The sequence below is a fragment of the Methylobacterium sp. Leaf94 genome (assembly GCF_001426045.1).
Classification (GTDB): Bacteria; Pseudomonadota; Alphaproteobacteria; order Rhizobiales; family Beijerinckiaceae; genus Methylobacterium.
Genome location: NZ_LMRM01000018.1, coordinates 1 through 21,570, shown reverse-complemented (window position 1 = coordinate 21,570; position 21,570 = coordinate 1). Strand labels below are relative to the sequence as shown.

The 21,570-nt window shown below is 71.1% G+C and carries 21 protein-coding genes and 1 pseudogene; 5 read left to right on the top strand and 17 right to left on the bottom strand.

Translation table 11 applies throughout. From position 1 onward, the window contains the following. Positions 1–27: 27 nt before the first annotated feature. The gene (locus tag ASG63_RS12075) at positions 28–1,503 is read left to right on the top strand and encodes an amino acid permease (protein WP_082559286.1); all 1,476 of its coding nucleotides are present in this window, start codon (positions 28–30) and stop codon (positions 1,501–1,503) included. Positions 1,504–1,738: 235 nt separating this feature from the next. Here the strand turns inward: ASG63_RS12075 and ASG63_RS12070 are convergent, their stop codons facing one another. The 3 genes from ASG63_RS12070 to ASG63_RS12060 all read right to left on the bottom strand — a co-directional run bounded on the left by ASG63_RS12070 (position 1,739) and on the right by ASG63_RS12060 (position 4,510). After that, on the bottom strand, positions 1,739–2,350 hold the full coding sequence (locus ASG63_RS12070; RefSeq protein ID WP_056216395.1) for a class I SAM-dependent methyltransferase: 612 nt from the start codon (positions 2,348–2,350) through the stop codon (positions 1,739–1,741). Positions 2,351–2,376: 26 nt separating this feature from the next. Beyond that, positions 2,377–3,624: a DUF3419 family protein gene (locus ASG63_RS12065; protein ID WP_056216393.1), complete on the bottom strand. Its 1,248-nt coding sequence runs from the start codon at positions 3,622–3,624 to the stop codon at positions 2,377–2,379. 76 nt (positions 3,625–3,700) lie between these two features. Beyond that, positions 3,701–4,510 carry an exodeoxyribonuclease III gene (locus ASG63_RS12060; protein ID WP_056216391.1) on the bottom strand — a complete coding sequence of 270 codons (810 nt, stop codon included), beginning with the start codon at positions 4,508–4,510 and terminating at the stop codon, positions 3,701–3,703. A gap of 166 nt (positions 4,511–4,676) precedes the next feature. Between ASG63_RS12060 and ASG63_RS12055 the strand changes: the two genes are divergently transcribed. Then, positions 4,677–5,429, top strand: coding sequence for a lysophospholipid acyltransferase family protein (locus ASG63_RS12055; RefSeq protein ID WP_056216389.1), 753 nt, complete (start codon positions 4,677–4,679; stop codon positions 5,427–5,429). 11 nt (positions 5,430–5,440) lie between these two features. Here ASG63_RS12055 and tatC read toward each other — a convergent pair whose 3' ends face one another. The 6 genes from tatC to argS form a co-directional block, all read right to left on the bottom strand. Continuing rightward, the gene (gene tatC, locus ASG63_RS12050) at positions 5,441–6,241 is read right to left on the bottom strand and encodes a twin-arginine translocase subunit TatC (protein ID WP_056216387.1); all 801 of its coding nucleotides are present in this window, start codon (positions 6,239–6,241) and stop codon (positions 5,441–5,443) included. Beyond that, on the bottom strand, positions 6,238–6,846 hold the full coding sequence (gene tatB / locus ASG63_RS25965) for a Sec-independent protein translocase protein TatB (RefSeq protein WP_082559285.1): 609 nt from the start codon (positions 6,844–6,846) through the stop codon (positions 6,238–6,240). The genes tatC and tatB overlap by 4 nt, the downstream gene beginning before the upstream one ends. A gap of 117 nt (positions 6,847–6,963) precedes the next feature. Continuing rightward, positions 6,964–7,221, bottom strand: a complete 258-nt coding sequence (locus ASG63_RS12040; protein WP_055950728.1) for a twin-arginine translocase TatA/TatE family subunit — start codon at positions 7,219–7,221, stop codon at positions 6,964–6,966. A gap of 251 nt (positions 7,222–7,472) precedes the next feature. Further along, positions 7,473–8,480 carry a beta-N-acetylhexosaminidase gene (nagZ, locus tag ASG63_RS12035; RefSeq protein WP_056216385.1) on the bottom strand — a complete coding sequence of 336 codons (1,008 nt, stop codon included), beginning with the start codon at positions 8,478–8,480 and terminating at the stop codon, positions 7,473–7,475. A 273-nt stretch (positions 8,481–8,753) separates the two neighbouring features. Beyond that, positions 8,754–10,229 (bottom strand): SPOR domain-containing protein, encoded by a 1,476-nt coding sequence (locus ASG63_RS12030; RefSeq protein WP_056216383.1) that lies wholly within the window; start codon positions 10,227–10,229, stop codon positions 8,754–8,756. 30 nt (positions 10,230–10,259) lie between these two features. Further along, positions 10,260–12,008 carry an arginine--tRNA ligase gene (argS, locus tag ASG63_RS12025; protein WP_056216381.1) on the bottom strand — a complete coding sequence of 583 codons (1,749 nt, stop codon included), beginning with the start codon at positions 12,006–12,008 and terminating at the stop codon, positions 10,260–10,262. A gap of 333 nt (positions 12,009–12,341) precedes the next feature. Between argS and ASG63_RS12020 the strand changes: the two genes are divergently transcribed. Both ASG63_RS12020 and ASG63_RS12015 read left to right on the top strand, forming a co-directional pair. Beyond that, positions 12,342–12,965, top strand: a complete 624-nt coding sequence (locus tag ASG63_RS12020; protein WP_056216378.1) for a transglutaminase-like cysteine peptidase — start codon at positions 12,342–12,344, stop codon at positions 12,963–12,965. A gap of 205 nt (positions 12,966–13,170) precedes the next feature. After that, complete coding sequence (locus ASG63_RS12015; RefSeq protein WP_056216376.1) at positions 13,171–13,857, top strand: transglutaminase-like cysteine peptidase; 687 nt, start codon at positions 13,171–13,173, stop codon at positions 13,855–13,857. A 115-nt stretch (positions 13,858–13,972) separates the two neighbouring features. Here the strand turns inward: ASG63_RS12015 and ASG63_RS12010 are convergent, their stop codons facing one another. From ASG63_RS12010 to ASG63_RS11975, 8 genes are all read right to left on the bottom strand, one after another. Further along, a complete protein-coding gene (locus ASG63_RS12010; RefSeq protein ID WP_055950713.1) occupies positions 13,973–14,302 on the bottom strand; it encodes a DUF6949 family protein in 330 nt (109 codons plus the stop codon). A 144-nt stretch (positions 14,303–14,446) separates the two neighbouring features. Then, on the bottom strand, positions 14,447–14,659 hold the full coding sequence (locus ASG63_RS12005; protein WP_055950709.1) for a DUF3126 family protein: 213 nt from the start codon (positions 14,657–14,659) through the stop codon (positions 14,447–14,449). Between the two features lie 164 nt (positions 14,660–14,823). Continuing rightward, positions 14,824–15,681 carry a serine O-acetyltransferase gene (cysE, locus tag ASG63_RS12000; protein WP_056216374.1) on the bottom strand — a complete coding sequence of 286 codons (858 nt, stop codon included), beginning with the start codon at positions 15,679–15,681 and terminating at the stop codon, positions 14,824–14,826. 243 nt (positions 15,682–15,924) lie between these two features. Next, a complete protein-coding gene (locus tag ASG63_RS11995) occupies positions 15,925–16,860 on the bottom strand; it encodes a helix-turn-helix transcriptional regulator (RefSeq protein WP_274534732.1) in 936 nt (311 codons plus the stop codon). Positions 16,861–17,211: 351 nt separating this feature from the next. Then, entirely contained in the window at positions 17,212–18,108 is an 897-nt protein-coding gene (locus ASG63_RS11990; protein ID WP_056216369.1) for a transglycosylase SLT domain-containing protein, read from the bottom strand. Between the two features lie 213 nt (positions 18,109–18,321). Further along, positions 18,322–19,149 (bottom strand): Cof-type HAD-IIB family hydrolase, encoded by an 828-nt coding sequence (locus tag ASG63_RS11985; protein WP_056216367.1) that lies wholly within the window; start codon positions 19,147–19,149, stop codon positions 18,322–18,324. Positions 19,150–19,164: 15 nt separating this feature from the next. Further along, on the bottom strand, positions 19,165–19,719 hold the full coding sequence (locus tag ASG63_RS11980; RefSeq protein ID WP_056216365.1) for a gluconokinase: 555 nt from the start codon (positions 19,717–19,719) through the stop codon (positions 19,165–19,167). Positions 19,720–19,832: 113 nt separating this feature from the next. Next, positions 19,833–21,161: a hypothetical protein gene (locus ASG63_RS11975; RefSeq protein WP_056216363.1), complete on the bottom strand. Its 1,329-nt coding sequence runs from the start codon at positions 21,159–21,161 to the stop codon at positions 19,833–19,835. A gap of 240 nt (positions 21,162–21,401) precedes the next feature. Between ASG63_RS11975 and ASG63_RS26460 the strand changes: the two are divergent. Then, positions 21,402–21,570 (top strand): annotated as a pseudogene (locus ASG63_RS26460) (polysaccharide biosynthesis/export family protein); the annotation flags it as partial.

The following is a 21,570-nucleotide window of genomic DNA, read 5'->3' as shown; positions in this document are numbered from 1 at the left end:
ATCCACCGTCATGCGAAGGTCCTGCCGATGACGGGCAACAGCCTCACCGCGCGCAAATCCGTCGCCGACATCCTGGCGGCCGACGCCGAGGGCGAGGGACCCTCGCGCCTGCCGCGCTCGCTCTCGGCGTTCGACCTCGTCGCCCTCGGCGTGGGTGCTACCATCGGGGCGGGCATCTTCGTCCTCACCGGCACGGCGGCGGCGAACTATGCCGGCCCCGGCCTGACCCTGTCCTTCGTGCTCGGCGGCATCGCCTGCGGATTCGTCGCGCTCTGCTATGCCGAGCTCGCCGCGATGGTGCCGGCCCCGGGCAGCACCTACACCTATGCCTACGCAACCCTCGGCGAGGCCTGCGCCTGGATCATCGGTTGGGATCTCGTTCTCGAATACGCGATGAGCGCTGCGACCGTGGCGGTGGGCTGGTCGGGCTACGCTCGCTCCCTCCTCGCCGATGCCGGCCTGCACCTGCCTGCGTTTCTGTCGGCGGCTCCCTTCACCCCCCTGCCCGGCGGGGGCGCCGCATGGTTCGACCTGCCGGCGGCGGCCGTGATCGGCCTGCTGACCCTGCTCCTCGTGCGTGGCAACCGTGAATCGGCCCGGGTGAACGCCGTGATGGTGGCGATCAAGGTCGCGATCATCCTGTCCTTCGTCGGCGTCGGTGCCGCCCATGTGGATGTGGGCCTGTGGTCTCCCCTGGTGCCGGAGAACACCGGCCCCTTCGGCGCGTTCGGCTGGAGCGGCGTGCTGCGCGGGGCCGGCGTGGTGTTCTTCGCCTTCATCGGCTTCGAGACGATCTCGACGGCGGCGGGCGAGACGCGCCGCCCCCAGCGCGACGCGCCGATCGGGCTCCTGGGGTCGCTGGCGATCAGCACGGTGCTCTACGTGGCGGTGGCGGCGGTGCTCACCGGCCTCGTCCCCTACCGGGCCCTCGACGTGCCCGACCCCATCGCCAAGGCGGTGGAGGCGATCGGCTTCGGGGCCTTCGCGGTGGCGATCAAGATCGGGGCGATCCTCGGCCTGACCACGGCGGCGCTCGCCGCCCTCTACGGGCAGGCCCGGATCTTCTACGCCATGGCGCGCGACGGTCTGTTGCCGCCGGCCTTCGCACGGGTGCATCCGCTCTTTCGCACGCCGGCCGCCAGCCAAGTCACCATCGGCGCGGTGACGGCCCTGGTGTCGGGGCTGGTTCCGATGGATCTCCTGGGCGAACTGGTGAGCATCGGCACCCTTTTCGCCTTTCTGGTGATCTGCACCGCCGTCCTGGTGCTGCGCCGGACGGATCCGGGGCGCCCCCGCCCCTTCCGGGTGCCGGGCATGCCGGTGGTGCCGATCCTCGGCATCCTGTCCTGCCTCGCACTGATGCTCGGCCTGCCCGGAGACACCTGGTTGCGGCTCGCCCTGTGGCTCGTCGTGGGGCTGGCGATCTACCTCGGCTACGGTCGACGGGCGGCGCGGCTGCGCCGGCTGCGCGCGCCGGGCCTCGGGGCGGGCGCGGCGCGCTGAACCTCAGGAGTAGTGGCGCGGGCTCGGACGGCCGGAATAGCGCCGGCGCAGATAGGAGACGAGCTTCGGGAGCAGGAAGGCGACGAGGAGCTTGCGCATGGGAAAACCTCCGGTTGGGGTGGGCGGCCTGGAAGCCGCCGCGTCGGAAACCCAATGCGGGGTCGGGCCCGGGCGTTCCGGAGACGGCTGAATCAATCTCTGCGATCGTCGGTCGCCGGGAGAGTCCTGCACCGCCTCAGCGCGTGATCACCGCGTGCACGCAGTAGCCGCGGAAGCGCTGCTGCACCCGCGCCTCGGCGTCCAGGGCGGAGGCCACGGCCGCGACCGCCCGCGGCAGGTCTGCGCGCGGCGTCACCGCGAAAGCCGCGAGCCATCGGTTGAGGAGGCTGCGGGCGGGCCGCGGCAGGCCCGCCTGATCGCCGAAATCCACCACGTGGAGCTGGCCGCCTGGCGCGAGGTGTCCGGCGGCCTGGGCCAGCACCCGCTCCCACGGCGGGATCATCGACAGGGCGTAGGAGATCACGATCCGGTCGAAGCGGGCCCGCCCGAAGAGGGCCTCCGGGTCGAAGGCCGTGGCGTCCCCGCGCGCGAGGCGAATGCGGGGCTGGAGCCCGGCACGTGCGATGCTGCGGGCGGCCGTGGCGAGCATTGCCGCCGAGACGTCGAGGCCGTGGCAGGCGGCCTCCGGGTAGCTTCGGGCGATGCGCACGAGGTTCCGTCCGGTGCCGCAGCCGATCTCCAGCACCGAACCGCCCGCCGGCACGGCGAGGTCCGCGATCGCCCGGTCACGCCCGAGGAGATAGAACTTGCGGCTGGCGTCGTACAAATGGCGCTGGCGCCGGTACATCCGGTCCATCGCCCGCGCGGCGTCGCTCACGCCGCCCGCCTACGGTAGAGATGGAAGCCGCCGTAGATGGCCGAGCGGTCGCGGGCCTGTCCCGCGCGGCTCTCGGCCTCGGCATAGTCCCAGGCGTCCAGGATCCCGTCCGGCACCCGGCCCGGCAGGCAGCGCTCGTCGGCGGCCGTGCGGAAGATGACCCGTGCGCCCGGCCGGGCGGTGCGGGTGATCTCGGTCCACAGGGCGGTCAGGTCGGCGTCGCTCATCCAGTCCTGCGCATCGAGGAGCACGTAGGCATCCGCACTCCGGTCGGGGCTGGCGGCCAGGAACGCCGTCATCGACTGCTGGCGGTAACTCACGCGTCCGGCCCGGGCCCGCAGGGTCTCGAAATGGCGCGGCTGCAGGTAGGGCGGCAGGGCGGCGTCGGGACCCGGGGCGTAGCCCCGGCCGAAGGCTTGCCAGGCGAAGTAGTTGTCGGCGAGGTCGAAGTCGCAGGCGAGTCGCTCCAGGCGGTGGCGCAGGACGTCGACCATGCCGCCCGGGTGGTCCTGGGCGAGGGCGCGGTACTGGGCCGGGGGAATTCCGAGGCCGTAGAGGGAGGCCGGGCGCCGGATCAGCCAGCGCACGAGGCGCTTTTCGAACAGGGGGGCCACGTGCGCCGCGAACAGGCTGCGCTGTTCGGCGCGGTCGCGGGCCTTGAGGACGGCGGAGAGGTCGCAGCCGTAGAGCCGGGCCAGCCGATGCCCGGTCCCGATGAAGCGCCCGAGCAGGCCGTGGCCGAAGACGTTCTCCGAGAAGGCGGCGATGCGCCGACGCCCGTCGAGGCGATGGGCCTCCCAGTAGGCGCGTGCGGTGGCGTCGAGGTGGGGCGCGATCCATGCATCGTAGGCGGCGATGTTGTCGGCTCTGTCGGCCCGCCCGAAGAAGCGCAGGTAGGCTGCCGAATCCGGCAGCCGCGTCAGGGCCGCGAGCTTGAGGCGCCCCAGGGCGATGTGCGCGCCGTTGAGATCGACCGCGCTGATCCGCGCCGGATCGGCGGTGAGGTAGGACAGGACGTTGCAGCTGCCCGACGCGATGGCGACGACGTGGTCCTCCGGCCCCAGCGCCAGGGCCTCCAGATCGACCGCCGGATCCTCCCAGATCTGGGGATAGACCAGCCCGCTGAAGGCCAGGGTGAACAGCCGTTCGGACAGGCCGGCGCGGGACAGGGCGCGGCTGCGATGCACGGCCTGGGTCAGGCCGAGGCTGGTTTCGCGGCGGACCGCCCGTGCTGCGGGATTCATGCGGGCTCTCGGGCTGTCCATCGGGGATGATGGACGCCGCCCCTACGCCTCGCGCATGACCGGCCGGTGACAGCCCTCAGAGTTCCAGGGTCAGCGTCACCGGCGCATGGTCGGAGGGGCGGTCCCAGCCCCGGACATGGCGGGCGACCGTCATGTCGCGCACCGTGCCGGCGAGGTCGGGAGAGACCCAGGCATGGTCGAGGCGCCGGCCCTTGTCGGCCGCCGACCAGTCGGGGGAGCGGTAGCTCCACCACGTGTAGATCTTCGTCGGCTCCGGCACGAGCAGGCGGGCGGCATCGACCCAACCGGCCTCGCCCCGCAGGGTCTCGAGCCGCTCGGTCTCGATGGGGGTGTGGCTCACCACGTCGAGGAGCTGCTTGTGCGACCAGACGTCGTGCTCCAGGGGCGCCACGTTGAGGTCGCCGACCAGGATCGCGGGGCCCGTGACCCGACGGCCGCCCCAGGCGCGCAGTTCGTCGAGGAAGTCGAGCTTGTGCGCGAATTTCGGGTTGAGGCCGCGGTCGGGCACGTCGCCGCCGGCCGGGACGTAGAAATCGTGCAGGACGATCCCGGCCGCCGCCCCGGCTTCGGGGCCGAGGACCGCCGAGATGTGGCGCGCGTCCTGGCGCTCGCAGAACGCCATCACGTCGCGCGCGAGGAGGGGAAAGCGCGACAGGATCGCGACGCCGTTGTAGCCCTTCTGGCCGGCGAACACGACGTGCTCGTAGCCGGAGCCCCGCAGGGCCTTCAGCGGAAACGCGTCGTTAGGGCACTTCGTCTCCTGCAGGCAGAGCACGTCCGGCTGGGCCTCGGCGAGGAAGCGCAGGACCGAATCGATGCGCAAGCGCACCGAGTTGATGTTCCAGGTGGTGACGGTGAGGCGCACGGCGTTCGGCTCGCGTGAGACTGGAAAATGTTTAAAGGATCGTGCGCGCGTCGGCGCGGCGGGCCGGCATAGACCGGATCGCCGCCGCCGTCGCCGGGGAAATGCCGCGCCTGGGGCTCCTGATCCGCGAGGGATCGCGCCCGGGGCGAGATCGAGGGATCGTCACGTGTCGCGCATCCGTTCCGCGCTCTTCAACGCCTACTGGGCCGGCTGGACCGCCCTGTTCATCGTGCCGCTGGCGGTGCTCGCCCTGCTGGGCGCGCCGGCGCGGCCCATCCGCGCCTTCACCCGCCTGTGGTCGCGGGGCATCCTGTTCGGCCTCGCCCGCATCGTCGGGCTCACCTATGTCGAGGAGGGCCGCGACCGCATCCCGGCCGAGCCCTGTCTCATCGTGGCCAACCACCAGTCGGCCTGGGAGACCCTGGCCTTCCTCGTGCTGGTGCCCAACGTCGCCATCGTGGCCAAGCGCGAGCTGGTGGCGATCCCCATCGTCGGCTGGTTCCTGCGCCGCTCGCCGATGATCATCATCGACCGGGCCAACGGCACCCAGGCCCTGCGGGTGATGATCGACGAGAGCCGCGCGGCGATCGCGCAGGGACGCTCGGTGCTGATGTTTCCGGAAGGCACCCGCGGCGGCATCGCCGAGCCGGTCCAGTTCAAGCGCGGGGTCGAGCTGCTCTATGCCAAGCTCGGCCTGCCGGTGCTGCCGGTGGCGGTGAATTCCGGCCTGTACTGGCCCCACGGGGGCGCCCGCCACAGCCCCGGCGCCGTGACGGTGAGCTACCTTCCGCCCCTGCCCCCGGGCCTGAGCGGCGCCGAGTTCATGCGCGGGACGCAAGGGGCGATCGATGCCGAGCTGAACCGCTGGCGTGATCCTGCCGCCCCCGTCGCCTCGCCCCTGCCGGCCGATGCCCCGTAGGACCGAAAGCCTTACGGGTCGAGCCCCTCGGCCTTGCGCTTGGCGGCCCGGCGGCGCTCGACGCGGGCCACCGAGAAGATCGAGGCCTCGTAGAGCAGCAGCATCGGAATGGCGAGGGAGAGCTGCGAGATCACGTCCGGCGGCGTCAGCACGGCGGCGGCCACGAAGACCAGGACGATGGCATAGCGGCGCTTCTCGCGCAGGAACGCCGTGTCGATCACGCCGATCTGCCCGAGCAGGGTCAGGATCACCGGCAGCTGGAAGGCAATGCCGAAGGCGAAGATCAGCGTCATGATGAGCGAGAGGTACTCGTCCACCTTCGGCAGGAGCGCGATCGTCGCCTCGCCGGGCTGCCCGATCTGCTGCAGCGAGACCGAAAACTGGATCAGCAGCGGCATCGCCAGGAAGAACACCACCAGGGCGCCGAGGATGAAGAAGATCGGGGTGGCGACGAGGTACGGCAGGAAGGCTTGACGCTCGTTGCGATAGAGGCCCGGGGCCACGAAGGCGTAGATCTGCGTGGCGATGACCGGGAAGGCCAGGAAGCCGGCCCCGAACACGCTGAGCTTGATGTTGGTGAACACCTGCTCGAGGAAGTGCGTCGCGATCAGCTTCGCGTTCTCGACGCCCACCACGGAGACGTAGGGGTAGACGAGGATATTGTAGATGTGCCGCGAGAAGAAGAAGCACCCGAAGAACATCACCACGAAGGCGGCCAGCGACTTGATCAGCCGCGACCGCAATTCAATGAGATGGTCGAGGAGCGGGGCCCGCGAGGCTTCGATCTCGGCTTCGTCGGTCTCGTTGATCATCGGCCGGAATCAAGCTGGGGTTTGGCCGGCGTCTCGAAGCGAGGCGACGCGCTGGGAGTCGGGTCGGGGAAGGCGGCCGGGGGTTCGGCGGTCCAGGCGTGGGGCGTGGCCGGAGCGGGCGTTTCCGAGGCGGAGCGCGGCGGCAGGTCGGGCAGCGCTTCCACGGGGCCGGGCACGTGTCGGACGGGCTCGGACGGCAAGGTCTCGGGTGGCATCGGCGCAGGCGGCGCCGGCATCGTCGCCTCGCGCTCGGCCAGCTGGTCGGCGACGTTGGCAAGGCCCTGGGTCGGCGAAGGGGTCGTCTTGGTCTCGGTTCGGCCGTCAACAGCGCCCTTCAGCTCGTCGCGGATGGTCTGCACCGGGTTGAAGGTCGGCCCCATCGTACTCGCCGAGCGCTTGACCCCATCCACCTCGCGGCGGATCTCGTCGAACTCCGCCTCGCGGATCGCCTCGTTGAACTGCGACTGGAACTCGCCGGCCATGCGGCGCATCTTGCCGGTGATCTGGCCGACCGTGCGCAGGGCCTTCGGCAGATCCTTCGGGCCGATGACGATGAGGGCGACGCCGCCGATCAGCATCACCTCGCCCCAACTCATGTCAAACATGGTGTCGACTGTCCCGCGACCCTGCGCTGCCCATCCACGGCGTGCTGCCCATGGCAGGTCGCGGCGCCGTGCGCCAGACCCGCGATCGGCCGCAGCGCCCCATTCTCGCGTGGCGGATCAGACGACCTTGCGGTCGGCCGACACCGTGTTGGCGGTGGCGGGCTCCCCCTGGTGGGGCAGCGTCCGCACCGGCTCGCCCGCGCTCGGCGGCGGCACGGCCGTGGTGGTCGGCGTCTCGTCCTCGGCCATGCCCTTCTTGAAGGCCTTGATGCCCTTGGCGACGTCGCCCATCAGGTCCGAGATCTTCCCGCGGCCGAACAGCAGCATCACGATGCCGGCGACGATGATCCAGTGCCAGATACTCATGCTGCCCATGGCAACCTCCCGCGCCACAGCCCGAACACTGCGCGGCGCCGTCTCGTGTGTCGATTGATGGCGAACCTAAGGATCGGGCACCCCGAGCACAAGAAGTGCGGGTGACGCGCGCTCCGTTCCGATCGCCGCATCGCGGGCATGCAAGTTTCCGGCCCACCGCCGGGTCATAGACCAGCCGCGCGCCGTTGTCGCCTCGTCCGGCCATCGGCGCGCGGGACGTCAGGTGGCCGAGCGTCCAGGCGACCCGGACCTCAGGCGGCCATCGACAGGGCTGCCGCGAAGCGAGCCCGGGCCTCGTGCACGTCGAAGGCGTCGGGGCCGGCGGGCAGGCGGGCCAGGGCAGCCTCGGCCCGGCGCAGGGCCGCTCCGGCCAGGGCGGGGGCACCCTCGGCGACGCCCAGCATCTCGTCCGGATCGCCGTTGCAGTGCAGGCCGACATCGATTCCGGCGGCGAAGCAGGCCTCGGTCCGGGTCCGGAACGTGCCCTGGAGGGCGTGCATCGAGAGGTCGTCGGTCATCAGCAGGCCGTCGAAGCCGATGGCGCCGCGGATGATGTCGCGAATCACGATGGCCGATTGCGTCGCCGGATGGGCGGGATCGAGGGCCGTGAGCACGACATGGGCGCTCATGGCCATCGGCAGGTCGGCGAGGGCTCGGAAGGGCACGAAATCCTGGGCGCTGAGGCTGGCGAGGTCCGCCTCCACCACCGGCAGGCCCTTGTGGCTGTCGCAGCCGGCGCGGCCGTGGCCGGGGATGTGCTTCATCACCGGCAGCACGCCGCCCTGCATCAGGCCCTCGGCCACGGCCCGGCCGATCTCGGCCACGCGGTCGGGGGTGGTGTCGTAGGCGCGGTCGCCGATCACGTCGTGGGCGCCGGCCACCGGCACATCGAGGACCGGGGCGCAGTCGACGTTGATGCCGACGCTGGCGAGGTCATGGGCCATCAGCCGGGCGCCCAGATGCGCGATCGTCGCGGCCGATCCGTTGAGCCCGGCGAAGCGACGCCCCGCCGGATAGGCCGGCCAGTGCGGCGGTCCCATGCGCTGCACCCGGCCGCCTTCCTGGTCGATGAGGATCGGGGCGTCGGCGCGGCCGACCGTGTCCCGCAGGACGTCGGTCAGCGCCCGGACCTCGTCAGGCGTGCCGATGTTGCGCTTGAACAGGATGAAACCCCAGGGCGCCACGTCCCGGAAGAAGGCGGCCTCCTGCGCCGAGAGGGTCTTGCCGGCGCAACCAAGGATCAGGGCACGGGAGGTCATGATCGGGGACGCATCCTCGGTGGATCGGCGCGGTGGATTGGGCCGGCGGGGTGGGTCGACGCTCGGAGGGGTTCGGCGACGAATCGACATCACGCCAATCGGGGCAGGATGCGGCCGGACAACGTCGAACGGAATGGGGGGGCTCACGGGAGGGGGCGAGCGTGGTACGGTGGCCACAGGACGAGCGGCGCCTTGAAGGCGCCGCGCCCGCTGGCCGGTCGACCGACCGGGCGCGCGCCGGCGCCCGGTTCGTCCAGCGTCCGGGAGCGGACCTCAGTTCTTGGCCACGAAGCACTGGCCGCCGGCACCCTGGAGCTGGGTGCACAGGCTGGTCGCCTCGGTCTTGCCGAGGGGCCCGACCCGGACGCGGTAGATCGTCTTGCCGTTCACCTCGGCCTGACGGATCAGGGCCGGCTGGCCGGAGAGCTGGCTGTATTTGCCCTGCATCTGGCGGAAGGCGGCCTGGGCCTCGCTCTCGCTGGTGCGGACGCCAAGCTGGACGGCGTAGCCGCCCCCGCCCGCGGAGGCTGCGGCGGATGCCGCCGCGACGGGCGGCGGGGCGGAGATGGCGGAGGTCGCCTCCGGGGCCACGGCGGCCACGCGCTGGGGCGCTTTGACGCGCGGGGCCGGGGCCGGCTCCGGCGGAGTCGCGGCGGGCGCTTCGGCCACCGGGGTCGTCGCCACCGGCGGCGGCAGCCGGGTCGCGCGCTGGCGCAGGGACGGGCTGGCGGCGCCGTCGCCGGTGGCGCCCGGCAGAGTCATGGTCGGGATCACCGACGGTGTCGTCGCTTCGGCGGAGGCCTCGCGCTGCGGCGGCGGCGGGGGCGTATCGGGCTTCACCGAGACCGTGCGGACCCGACGGGGTTCGCCGAGGGACTCGCCGAGGCCGCCCTGCTGGGCCGGCTGGGGCGCCGCTGCCGGAGCGGCGCTGCCGGGGGTCGCTCCCCCTTCGCCGGTCCCGAGAGCCGCCCGGGCGGCCTGGGCCACGTCGAGGGGCTGCTCCTCGCGGTTGACGATTCGGATCTGGCCGTCTTTGGCGGTGCGCTCGTAGATCTGCTTGTTCTGGTCCGGAATCTCGACCCCATCGGACTTCTGCGGCGCGATCTTCAGCGGCGCGGTGTCGGCCAGGATGGTGGGGACGCCGCCGCTGCCGCCGGACTGGCCGTGCAGGCCGCGCCAGGCCAGGGCGCCGGTGACGCAGAGGGCGAGAACGCTGAGGCCGGCACCCACCGACACGAGGCGGCTGCGCTTGCGCGGACGCTCCAGGGAGCGGACCCGGTCGTCTGCGTCGTTGGGGGCGAATTCGGCCGCGTTGGGATCCGGATAGGCGCCCTGCGAATCGGCATAGGCGCCGTGATCGACGGAGGCGAGATACTGGTCGAAGGCGTCGGTCGGCGAGACCGGCTGCTGAGCGGCCTGGTGCACGGGGGCCGGGGCGTGAACGGGCGTGTGAGCCTCGACCTGGGCGGGGCGGCCCTGGACCGGGCCGTCGCCGAAGCTCGGCTCGATGCGGCCGCGCGCGGCGGCATCGGCGCGGGAATCGCGGGCCTGGAGTAGGGCGCGGAAGGGATCGTCCTGCCCGACGATGCGGGCGAGTTCGGCCAGGGGGTCGGCCTTGGCCGCAGCCGGGGCCTGAGCCTGGACGGGCGCGACACCCTGGACGGGCGCCTGGGCCGGCGCCGGTGGCTGCTGCAGATCTCGCGCAAAGGCGTCGAAATCGACCGTCGCCCGCGAAGCGTTCGTCGTCATGGCAGCATCCCTCTTCACGCCGAGATCACCTCACCGCATTTCGTCCGGCGCGGTGACGCCCAACACCGCGAGGCCGGAGGCGACAACGCCCCGCAACGCCTCAACGAGGGCCAATCGAGCCCGAGTGGAGTTTCGGTCGTCAGGATTAATAAACCGTAATTGCGGCAAGTCTTTGCCTTTGTTCCATAAACCGTGCAGCGACGAGGCCAGTTCGTAGAGGTAGAACGCCACGCGATGCGGTTCATGGGCGCCGGCCGCCGCCTCGAGGACGCGCGGGTACTGCGCGATCAACCGCATGATCTCCCCTTCGCCCGGATCGGTGAGACAGGCGAGGTCGGCCTCGCCCAGCAGCCCGGCCCGCGAAAAATCCTCACCCGGCATCGCCTGCGCGGCCTGGCGGAACACCGAGACGCAGCGCGCATGGGCGTACTGCACGTAGAAGACCGGGTTCTCCTTCGACTGCTCCACCACCTTGGCGAGGTCGAAGTCGAGGGTGGCGTCGTTCTTCCGGTAGAGCATCATGAAGCGCACCGGATCGCGCCCGACCTCGTCGACGACCTCGCGCAGGGTGACGAACTCGCCGGCGCGCTTCGACATCTTCACGGGCTCGCCCGCGCGCAGCAGCCGCACGAGCTGGCACAGCTTCACGTCGAGGGTGGCGCGGCCGTCGCTGACCGCCTTCACGGCGGCCTGCATGCGCTTGACGTAGCCGCCATGGTCGGCACCGAGCACGTCGATGAGATCGGTGGCGCCCCGGGCGATCTTGGTCCGGTGATAGGCGATGTCGGAGGCGAAGTAGGTGAAGGAGCCGTCCGACTTCAGCAGCGGCCGGTCGACGTCGTCACCGAACTCCACGGTGCGGAACAGGGTCTGCTCGCGATCCTCCCAGTCCTCGGGCAGCTGCCCCTTAGGCGGCGGCAGGCGACCCTCGTAGACGAGGCCCTTCTTGCGAAGCTCCGCCAGCAGGACGGGCACCTCCTCCTTGAGGGTGGCTTCGGAGAAGAACACGTCGTGATGGATGCCGAGGCGGGCGAGGTCCTCCCGGATCAGGTCCATCATCGCCGCGATGGCGAAGGCCCGCACCGTCGGCAGCCAGTCCGCCTCCGGCTGGTCGAGGAGGGCACGGCCATGGATCTCGGCCAGCCGGGCGCCCACCGGTACGAGGTAGTCCCCCGGATAGAGCCCCTCCGGCACCGGGCCGACGGCCTCGCCCAGGGCCTCGCGGTAGCGCAGGAAGGCCGAGCGGGCGAGCACGTCGACCTGCGCGCCGGCATCGTTGATGTAGTATTCGCGCGTCACGTCGCGCCCGGCCGCCGCCAGGAGGTTGGCCAGGGCATCGCCGAACACCGCCCCGCGCCCGTGGCCCACATGCATCGGGCCGGTGGGATTGGCCGAGACGTACTCGATGTTGACCGGGCCCCCCGGCATGGTGCCGCCCCCGTAGGCCTCGGCCTCCGTGAGGGCGGCCCGGACGACGGCGTGGAAGGTGCCAGGGGCCAGCCGGAGGTTGATGAAGCCGGGGCCGGCGACACTGGCCTCCGTCACGTCCGGGTCGGCGCGCAGGGCCGCGGCCAGGGTCTCGCCCAGGGCCTTGGGGTTGGTCTTCGCCTCCTTGGCCAGCACCAGCGCGGCGTTGGTGGCCAGGTCGCCGTGGCTCGCATCGCGCGGCGGCTCCACCACCACGCGGGCGAGGTCGAGCCCCTCGGGCAGCTGCCCGGATTGGATGAGGGCCTGCACGGCGCCGCGCACGCGGGCCTCGAAGGTGGCGAAGATGTTCATGGTGCCGTAAAATTCCGTGTCCGGGGCTTGGCGGGGACGTCCGTCCCGCGGGGAACGCTCCGCCCCCTCGCCCAGGCCGCGGCATAGCAAGGGCGCTCCCGGGTGTCACGGCGGGCCCGCCCGCTCCGCTTCCGGTAAGCCCCCTCTCCGAGCACGGTTACCGACCCGTTGGCGGAATCGCGCCGTTTCGCGCCATCACCGAGACGGCGCATTCGGTCTGTCGCACGAGAGCCGCAATCGCGCCCGCGAATCGATAAAATTGCGCGGATCGGCTTCAGCGCGGAACAGGCGCCGCGGCGGCACCCTGGCGGCATAGGACGTGAGGACGCCGCCATGGACCGGACGAAGACGATTGCGCTGATCCTGCTCGCGGTGCTGGCCGCGACGACCGGTGCGTCGACGGCCCAGACCCTGGCGGCCCTGCCCACGCCCTCCCCCGCCGCCCCGACCCTGGCCGCGGCCCGTCCGCTGCCGGCCTGGGCCGCCTTCTGCCAGCGCTATGCCGCCGAATGCGCGATCGACGCGAACGAGCCCAACCGCATCACGCTCACCCCGGCCATCTGGAACACCGTGGTCTCGGTCAACCGTCGCGTGAACAAGTCCCTGCACGCCGTGACGGACCAGGAGCACTGGGGCGTGCCGGATCGCTGGGACCTCGCCGAGGACGGTTCGGGCGATTGCGAGGATTACCAGCTGCTCAAGCGCAAGCTCCTGGCCGAGGGCGGCCTGCCGCGCCGGGCGATGCGGATGACGGTCGTCATCGACGAGAAGGGCGAGGGGCACGCCGTGCTGACCCTGGTCACCGACCGCGGCGACTTCATCCTCGACAACAAGACCAGCGAGGTCCTGACCTGGTACCGGACGGGCTACGTCTTCATCAAACGCGAGTCTGCGGATACGGTGGCATGGGTTTCGCTAGGCGGGGTGACCTCGCCCGTCACCACCGCCAACCGCTGAGCATCCCGGCGTTGGCCGAACGGGCTCTCGGGCACCGGCTGTCCCGACGGCGTGGCGCGATCCGGAAGCATCTTCTCGTCGCACGAACCTGTAGGGAACCAACGCGCCCCGGTGCGCGTTAACGCGGGTTTAACTTTCCGATTGAGCCTGGATCGTTCCCGTGTAAACCTTGTCGCTCCACCAGCGGGATGGCAGGGCGACCGGCATGCGGCACGCGATACTGCGAAGCGTCGAGGGACTGCCGCACGGGCCGCGTGGGAGACTTCGGCGACGCCTCGCCCGCACGGTGCAGTTCGGCCTCGTCGGGACCATCCTGCTCATCGGCGGTGCCAGCACCGAGGCCCAGACCGTCGCGGCCCTGCCCGATGCCGCGGCCCTGGAGGAAGGCGCCCCCGCTCGCCCCGTCGCCGCCTGGACCGCCTTCTGCGCCCGGATGCCCGCCGAATGCACCGTCGACACGACGCAGCCGGCCGTCATCGCCCTCACGCCGCGCATCCGCGACCTGCTGAACCGCGTCAACCGGCGGGTGAACGCCCGGATCAAGCCGATCACCGACCTCGCCCATTGGGGGGTCGTCGACCGCTGGGATTATCCCGACGACGGCTTCGGCGACTGCGAGGACTACCAGCTCCTCAAGCGCCGGATGCTGGTGGAGCGCGGCCTGCCGCGCCGGGCCCTGCGCATGACCGTGGTCATCGACGAGATCGGCGAGGGCCACGCGGTCCTGATGGTCCGCACCGATCGCGGCGACCTGATCCTCGACAACAAGACCAATGCGGTCCTGTCCGGCCCGCGCACCGGCTACACCTTCATCAAACGCGAGGGGCAGGATGGTCTGGCCTGGGTCACCCTGAACGGCGGGGCGTCCCCGGTGGCCACCGCCAACCGCTGAGGGCGGCTCCCGTCGGCACGCGAAAGGCCGCCTCCGGAGGGGCGCCCTTTCTACGTCGGTGGTTCCAGATGTTGGCCGGGACCCGTCCGGAAACCGCGGGGCCGGCGGCGGGCGCTCAGACGCCCGCGATCAGGTGCGCGAGGTCGAGGGCGACGCGGCCCGACATCAGGCTCCAGCCGCAGGCGATCATCGTGGCGATCATCACGAAGGGAATCGGGCGGCGCTCCAGCCGGCGGCCACGCACGGTGTTGCGCAGGATGATGAAGGGTGCGCCGAAGGCCAGCATCGGCAGGGCCGCCACGGCCGTGACGCCGCCGCGCTCCAGCAGGCTGAAGCTCGCGCGACGCTCCGTGAACAGCTCGAAGGCGCTGGCGAGGAGGCCCGAGAGGGCGAGACCGACGCAGAGGGTCTGCAGGGAATCGAGGGCCGAGGGGCTGAGGGTCATGACGCGAACGCTCCACCATCGAGAGGCGATGTGGCGCGCACTGTGCCGCGTCGTTTACGAAACGTTAAGGGTTTCCTGCCGTCAGGGTTAAATCCACGCACAGGCCGGTGCGGCCTGTCGGGGCCCCGCGGCAGGCAGGGGACCTCAATCCTCGAGATCGATGTCCAGGATCGCCATGGCGAAGTTGAACGAGCGGTCGCCGTCCTCGTCGTCCACCGAGACCACGCCGAGGAATTCCTCGCCGATATAGACCTCGGCCGAATCGTCCTTCTTGGGACGAGGAACGAGGCGGATGTTGGTGTTGGCGAAGGTCCGGCGGAGGTAGTCCTGCACCTTCACAATGTCGGTCTTGTTCACGCTGATCGCCTCTCGCGTTCGGGTCGTCTCCGGCTCATGGCCGGTCGCGCGCGGCGGCCCCGAGGGCCTGCCGGCGGCCGGGGCCGGGCTGGCCTCCGCTTGCCACGCCATCGGAGGATGGGCAAGCCGGGCTTCGGATCGATCCCGGCGTGCCGGGCGCGCCGTCAGATGCCCTCGGCCATGTGAATGAACTGGTCCATGGCGACGAGCTGGTCCATGGCCCGCGACGGCTCGGCGCAACCGGCGGTGCCGACCACGCGGGCGGGCACGCCGACCACGGTGGTGTTGGCCGGCACCGGGCGCAGCACCACCGAGCCGGCGGCGATGCGGGCGCAGGCCCCGACCTCGATGTTGCCCAGGATCTTGGCACCCGCGCCGATCATCACGCCGTGGCGGATCTTGGGGTGACGGTCGCTGCCCTGCTTGCCGGTGCCCCCCAGGGTGACGGCGTGGAGGATCGAGACATCGTCCTCGATCACCGCCGTGGAGCCGACCACGAGGCCGGTGGCATGGTCGAGGAAGATGCCGCGCCCGATCCGGGCCTGCGGATGGATGTCCGTCTGGAACACCTCGGAGGACCGGCTCTGGAGGTAGAGGGCAAGGTCGCGCCGCCCGGCCGTCCAGTACCAGTGGGCGAGGCGATGGGCCTGGATGGCGTGGAAGCCCTTGAAGTACAGCACCGGCTCGATGGCCCGGCTGGTGGCCGGGTCACGATCGAGCACGGCGGCGATGTCGGCGCGAAAATCCTGGCCGAGGCTCGGCTCGGCGGTGATCGCCTCGAAGAAGCCGTGGGCGATGAGCTCGGACGGCAGCGAGGCATGTCCGAGCCGGGCCGCCACGCGGTGCGCCACGGCGCCCTCCAGCGAGGTATGGTTGAGGACGGTCGCCACGATGAACGAGGCGAGCTGCGGCTCCTCGCGCACGATCGCCTCGGCCTCGGCCCGCAGGCGCGCCCAGATCGGATCGCAGACCGCCAGCGGCTCGGCGCCTTTCGCGGCGATGGGGAAGGGGCTGGCGGACATCGGGGCCTCCTCTGGGCCGGGCGCGTCGCGTGGGGCCGAAGCGCGCCGCCACCCGACGCGCGGGTCATACCGCGTCAGTGGGTTTCTGCTCCCGCCGCGCGGCGTTCCGGAATGGTCGTGTCTGTCGTCACGGGGTCCGGCAGAGGAAACCGGTGCCGGACCGCGCATCCCATAGCTTGGTGCGCATCGCACGCCCGATCAAGAGCGCACGCTGTCCCGGTCCGATCGGTCGGGCCCGAGCCGTCAGGCGCTGCGGCGGTGGTCGAGGGTGCCGAAGCGCGCCTCGATGGCCTCGGCCAGGCGGTCGACCATCACGTCGACCGGCACGTCGGAGGTGTCGACGACCGACGAGGCGCGGGCATAGAGCGGCTCGCGGCTGGCCAGGACGGCGCGCAGTTCCTGCATGGCCGAGGGGTGGTCGCCGGTGGTGGTGAGTTCGCCCTGGTCGCGCACGCGCTGCATGTGCTCCTCGGGCCGGGCCCGCAGCCAGATCGTGAAGAAGGCCTGGAGGAGCAGGTCATAGGTCAGAGGCTCCGCGACGATGCCGCCGCTGGTGGCGAGCACGAGGGGACCGGGATGCTCGGTGAGGCGGCGCAGGGCCGCCTGCTCCAGGCGGCGGTAGCCCTCCTGTCCGTAGATCGCGAAGATCTCCTTCACCGAGAGCGCGTTCTCGCGCTCAATCTCGGCGTTGAGTTCGACGAAGGTCCAGCCCAGGCGATCGGCGACCCGGCGGCCGAGGGTCGACTTGCCGGCGCCCCGCAGGCCGATCACCGCGACGCGCGGCTGCGGAGCCTCGCCGCTGGCCGAGGACTGGCCCGACAGGATGCTCTTGGCCAGGGCGATCTGCTCCGGCGACGCGTTGCCGAGGAGATCGCGGATCACGTGCCAGTCCGGCAGGGTCTCCTGCCCGGCGATCAGGTCGTCCAGGCGCACGCCCATCGCGTTGGCGACCCGGCGCAGCAGGATGATCGAGACGTTGCCCTGCCCGCTCTCGAGCTGCGCGATGTAGCGCTCCGACAGACCGGAGGTCTGCGAGAGGAGCTTGCGCGACAGGCCCCGCACGGTCCGGGCATGACGAACCCGCCGGCCGAGATCAGCCAGGAAGGTCGATTCTTGTTCTACCGCGCCGGCCATGCCGTCGTCCGTTTCCTCGGTTCGCGGTCGGGCCGAAGCCCGCACGCAGGGTGCCACAACAGGGGGTCGATACCGGGACTATGCTCCCGGATATGGAAATATTATGCCCAGCTTCGGCGTTTCGAATCTGTCAAAATGCAACAACGCGGAACTTCGATGGCGGAACAGTGCCCTTGGATCGTTGCCGCGAGGGGGCCGAACCGAGCCCAAGCACGCTGCTTCGCATTGCACCATGTGAGGCGAGGCGCGGTCCGACGCAAGCGGTCAGGGGCACCAGAACGGGGGAAACCCGGAGAATCGGTTCGGTGCCGTCTCCGTCGGAGCCGTGACGGTCAGGCCGGTCTGGGACTGCCCTTGCGCGCAAACGCCGCGCGGGAGGAGCGAGGGCGGGACGGCCTACTGCGCGGCGGCCGGCAGGGCCGAGGCCTCGAGCACGGTGCCGGCCACCGGGGCCTTCTTCGCCACCCCCGGCCGGCCGACCGCGGCCAGGGCCGGCGCCGACGGACGGCGGGGCGGCAGCGGAACTTCGATCGACTCCGTGAAGACGGCCTCGACCTGGGCGCCGGCCTGGGTCATGCCCGGGACGACGCCGGGATGGGGGCTGATGGCTGCCGCGGATGCCGGGGGGGCGGCGTCGGCCGGCGCCAGGGCCGCGACCGCGACCGTGCCGAGACCGGCGAGGGATGCGGGCCTGCGGGGCGGCAGCGGCACCGCGACCGTCTCGGTGGGAACGCCATTGGCGGCGGGGCTCGGGGCGTAGGCGAGGGCGGTGTTGGCGGCGATGACGGCGGGGCTGTCGGCGCGGGCGAAGGCGTTGGAGAAGGCCTCGCCGGATTTCGGCGTCTCGAGATCCTCGGGGACGCTGGTCTCGATGCCGAGGCGCTTGGCGGCGTAGTAGTAGCCCCGATTGTAGAAGTTGTAGGCCTGGGCGATGTCGCCCTTGGCGGCCCGGTAGGCGCCGGCGAGGTAGGCGATGCCGTAGCGGAGGTTTACCCGCGGGTCGAACAGGCCCGCCGCATCCCCCTGGTAGCCGAGGCCCCGGGCGGTCGCATGCTTGATCTGCATGAGCCCGAGGGCGCTGCCGCCCTTCGCGTTCGGGTTGTAGTTGCTCTCGCGCTTGACGACCTGGTGGACGAAGCTCGACGGCACCCCGTTGGCCTTGGCCTGCTGCTCGATCAGGGCATCGATGTTGTCCCGCGCCGCCGCACCCTGGGCCAGGGCCGCGCCGGCCGGGAGCATCCCGCACGGGAGGGCGACCGCGGCGATGGCGAGGAGCAGGAAGCGCTGGTTCATCGGAGACCCGGATCGTCCTTGTTCTTGGACGGTCAAGGTCCGGGCGAATTGAGGCCGGAAAGCGGCTCCGGCGGGCCGAGCGTGACCGTTTCCGCATGTGCTGTGTCGCACATGGCACAGTCGCCGCCGCCGTGTTCGGATTGTATCCAAAGCGATTCGCCAATGTTGCCAAAGGCCTCGCAGCATCGGAAGGGCGACGGCGCGCGGACCGCCTCAGCGCCGCAAAATGAATTCGTCGATGGCTTTCGCGAACCCGTCCGCATCGTTCGTGGCCGTGACGGCCCGCGCCGCGGCCTGGACGGCCGGCTCGGCGTTGCCCATCGCAACGGAAAATCCGCTCCGGGCGAACATCGGTACGTCGTTGGCCGCGTCGCCGAGGGTCGCGATCCGGGCGTGGTCGAGGCCGAGATGCCGGCTCATGGCATCCACGAAGGCGGCCTTGCCGGAGCCGGGCGGCGTCACATCGAGATAGTAGGCCTGCGAGCGATGGACGTCGGCTCGCCCCGTCAGCGCCGCGGCGGTCTCCGCCTCGCAGGCCTCCAGGTGCGCCGCATCGGCGCTGACGCCGACGATCTTGGCGGCTTGGTCCAGGAGCGGTTCGAGGTCCGCGACCACGTTCGGCTCGGCCTGCAGGGTCCGGCGCTCGAGGTCGGTGTAGGGCCCGTGCGGATCGGTGAGGTTCCACTGCCCGCGGGCGAACACCCAGGTGGCGAGACCGGCCTCGGCGAAGCGCCGCACGGCCTCGCGGGCGGTCTCGGCCGGGATCAGCGTCTCCGACAGGAGGGTGAGATCGGGGGCGACCAGGGTGCTGCCGTTATAGGCCCCCATCGGCAGGGTGAGGCCGAGCTCGGCCACCAGCGACCTCAGACCCACGGGCGGCCGGCTCGACGCGATGGTGAAGGCGATGCCCGCCGCCTCCAGCCGCCGCACGGCCGCGCGGGTCGCGGGCGTCAGCCGCTTGTCGGTGGTCACGAGGGTGCCGTCCACGTCCGAGATCACCAGGGCGATCGCGGCGGGCAGCGGTTCGGAGGACGGGGGCATGGAACTCGGGGGGGCTCACGGTTGCGGGGCGCCCTCCCCCAATCCCAACCGGGCCACGATCGTTGCGACGATGGTCTCGGGGGCTGCATCGATGCCCACCGCCACGGCGTTCTCCTCGGGGGCCGGCGGCTCCAGGATCGCGAACTGGGTGTCGAGGAGGCCTGCCGGCATGAAGTGCCCTTGCCGGCGCGCGAGGCGCCCCTCGATCAGGGGGCGGTCGCCCGCCAGATAGACGATCCGCACCTCCTCCCGGCCGCGCACCAGCACCTCGCGATAGGCCCGGCGCAGGGCCGAGCAGACCACCACGCCGGGAGTCCGCTGCTGCAGCTGCGTGTCGATCCAGGCGCCGATCGCCGCGAGCCAGGGCGCGCGGTCGTCGTCGTCGAGGGGGTGCCCGGCCCGCATCTTGGCCACGTGCCCGGGGCTATGGAAGCTGTCGCCGTCGACGAAGGTCCAGCCGAGGCGCTCGGCGAGCCGGGACGCCACCGTGCTCTTGCCCGAGCCCGAGACGCCCATCACCACGAGGACCCTGGGCCTGCCGCCCGACGCCGGAATCTGACCTGATGACATCGTGCGCCCCGTCCTGGCAGCCGCCCCGGACGGGCCGGCCCCGGCCTCTTAGCAGGCCGCGGCGCCCGGAGGCTGTGCGGAAACATGCCGGACGAAGGCGGGTTTCCCCGGCCTCAGGAGGCGAGCGGCGTCCCCGGACAGGCGCCGGGCGACGCGGACCGCGCCGAGGCGGGATCGGGCGATACGGGGTCGGGCAGGATGGGCGCGAGCGCCCGCTCGCGCAGTCGCTGCGGGCCCAGGGTCATCGCGAAGAAGTCGTAGTACCCGCGCCGGTCGTTGGCCAGGAGGAACTGGAAGTGCATCCGGAACGGACGCCAGCGCACCTTCCGGTAGGTCTCCGTGCTGATGATCTCGCGGAACCGGGCCGAGCGCACCAGGGGGTTGGCGACCGCCCGGCCCTGAAGGTCGAGCTCCAGATGCACCACCGGGTTGAAGCCGGGGAAGTTCATCCAGTCCTGGGGCGCCTGGAAGTCGGCCCAGACGAGGCGCTGCGAGGTCACGAGACTGGCGATCTCGCCGCGCAGCCCCTTGGCCCCGCCCTGCATCGCCACCAGGGGCAGGCCGGACCCCAGGGTGACGAGGGCGAGCGTGGTCGTTCCGGTGCCGAGATGCGGATCGTGGGCGAGCACCCGGGCGGTCACCTCCACGGCGCTCAGGGCTCCCGAGGAATGACCGAGGATCAGGATCTCGTCGGGCGGGTCGCCGACCGCCAGGGCGGTGCAGCGGGCGAGGACATGCGCGGTGAAGGCCTCGAGCCGGCGCTCGTAATCCGGCCGCCGGCCCTGGCCGTGCTGCCAGTTGAAGACCCAGTCGTTCAGGAGCTGCCAGAAGAAGATCCGGTTGAGGACGGCTTCCATCGCCTTGATCCAGGCGAGGCCGATGAGGAGGCCTGCCGGCAGCGTCACCCAGAGCGGCCACCCGAGGCTGTGCCCGAAGGCCGTTCCCAGATGGGCATGCACGAAGGCGGCGATGGCCAGGGTGCACAGGGCGAGGAGCAGGACCATCACCAGCGGGTAGAGGATGACGTTGCCGTACTTCCAGTTCAGCCGGTAGAATCGCAGCATCAGGCCGGAGACGATGGTCTGGAGCGTGCCGAGGACCAGGAGGGCGACGCTGACCGGACGCCGGCGCCGGAAGTCCGCGCGGACGATGTCGTCCCAGAGGAGCACGTCGTAGGTGGTCTCGGCCCCCTGCGTGGCAGGCTGGCCGGCCACGCGCCAGCTCTGAACCAGCCCGTCGGCGCTGAGATGCGCAGCGGTTACCGTGCGTTTCGGCTCTCCGAACCGCTTGGCGTAGCGGGCCAGCTCTCGGACGAACAGCATACGGTAGCGGCTGCTGCCCTCAGGATCGTAACCCGGAATGTAAAAGACGTGCCGTCGTCGGACCGATCCCGGAACACCCTGGGCTAGCCCAGGAGGTGTGTAGTCAAACGACGCTGTCATCGAATCCGGTTCTGCCGAAACCCAGGTCAGGCAAATTCACTGCTGCCTCCCCGACGAGAACGCACATCGCGTTGCTTCTTTCAAGTATCGTCTCGGACACGATTTTTTGGGAAAGACGTGGGTAGTGGGGACGGCTGGCGGCCGACGGGTGCTCACCGCGAGACTGTGTCCCGGCCGCCACGGACAGGGACCCGGCGATGGTCTAGGCAGCCCATGAGAGAAACCGACAGGCGATCCCGCATGCGCGCACTGCCTTTGGCCCTCTGCACCGTTCTGGGCACTGCCCTGACGGTGTCGGGCTGCTCGTCGCTTCTGCCTGCGGCCGGCCCGACGACGGGGGCGGTTGTGGAGGGGGCGGACGTGTCCACGAGCGAGGGGACGTTCGCCCGCTACGAGATCGTGGACCTGT

Coding starts and splice junctions, on each gene's coding strand:
- tatC (WP_056216387.1), bottom strand. CDS start 6,241: ATGATCAACGAGACCGACGAAGCCGAGATCGAAGCCTCGCGGGCCCCG.
- ASG63_RS12070 (WP_056216395.1), bottom strand. CDS start 2,350: ATGTACCGGCGCCAGCGCCATTTGTACGACGCCAGCCGCAAGTTCTAT.
- tatB (WP_082559285.1), bottom strand. CDS start 6,846: ATGTTTGACATGAGTTGGGGCGAGGTGATGCTGATCGGCGGCGTCGCC.
- ASG63_RS12010 (WP_055950713.1), bottom strand. CDS start 14,302: ATGACCCTCAGCCCCTCGGCCCTCGATTCCCTGCAGACCCTCTGCGTC.
- cysE (WP_056216374.1), bottom strand. CDS start 15,681: ATGTCCGCCAGCCCCTTCCCCATCGCCGCGAAAGGCGCCGAGCCGCTG.
- ASG63_RS11975 (WP_056216363.1), bottom strand. CDS start 21,161: ATGACAGCGTCGTTTGACTACACACCTCCTGGGCTAGCCCAGGGTGTT.
- ASG63_RS11990 (WP_056216369.1), bottom strand. CDS start 18,108: ATGAACCAGCGCTTCCTGCTCCTCGCCATCGCCGCGGTCGCCCTCCCG.
- ASG63_RS12065 (WP_056216393.1), bottom strand. CDS start 3,624: ATGAATCCCGCAGCACGGGCGGTCCGCCGCGAAACCAGCCTCGGCCTG.
- argS (WP_056216381.1), bottom strand. CDS start 12,008: ATGAACATCTTCGCCACCTTCGAGGCCCGCGTGCGCGGCGCCGTGCAG.
- ASG63_RS12020 (WP_056216378.1), top strand. CDS start 12,342: ATGGACCGGACGAAGACGATTGCGCTGATCCTGCTCGCGGTGCTGGCC.
- ASG63_RS12030 (WP_056216383.1), bottom strand. CDS start 10,229: ATGACGACGAACGCTTCGCGGGCGACGGTCGATTTCGACGCCTTTGCG.
- nagZ (WP_056216385.1), bottom strand. CDS start 8,480: ATGACCTCCCGTGCCCTGATCCTTGGTTGCGCCGGCAAGACCCTCTCG.
- ASG63_RS12075 (WP_082559286.1), top strand. CDS start 28: ATGACGGGCAACAGCCTCACCGCGCGCAAATCCGTCGCCGACATCCTG.
- ASG63_RS11985 (WP_056216367.1), bottom strand. CDS start 19,149: ATGCCCCCGTCCTCCGAACCGCTGCCCGCCGCGATCGCCCTGGTGATC.
- ASG63_RS12015 (WP_056216376.1), top strand. CDS start 13,171: ATGCGGCACGCGATACTGCGAAGCGTCGAGGGACTGCCGCACGGGCCG.
- ASG63_RS12040 (WP_055950728.1), bottom strand. CDS start 7,221: ATGGGCAGCATGAGTATCTGGCACTGGATCATCGTCGCCGGCATCGTG.
- ASG63_RS11980 (WP_056216365.1), bottom strand. CDS start 19,719: ATGTCATCAGGTCAGATTCCGGCGTCGGGCGGCAGGCCCAGGGTCCTC.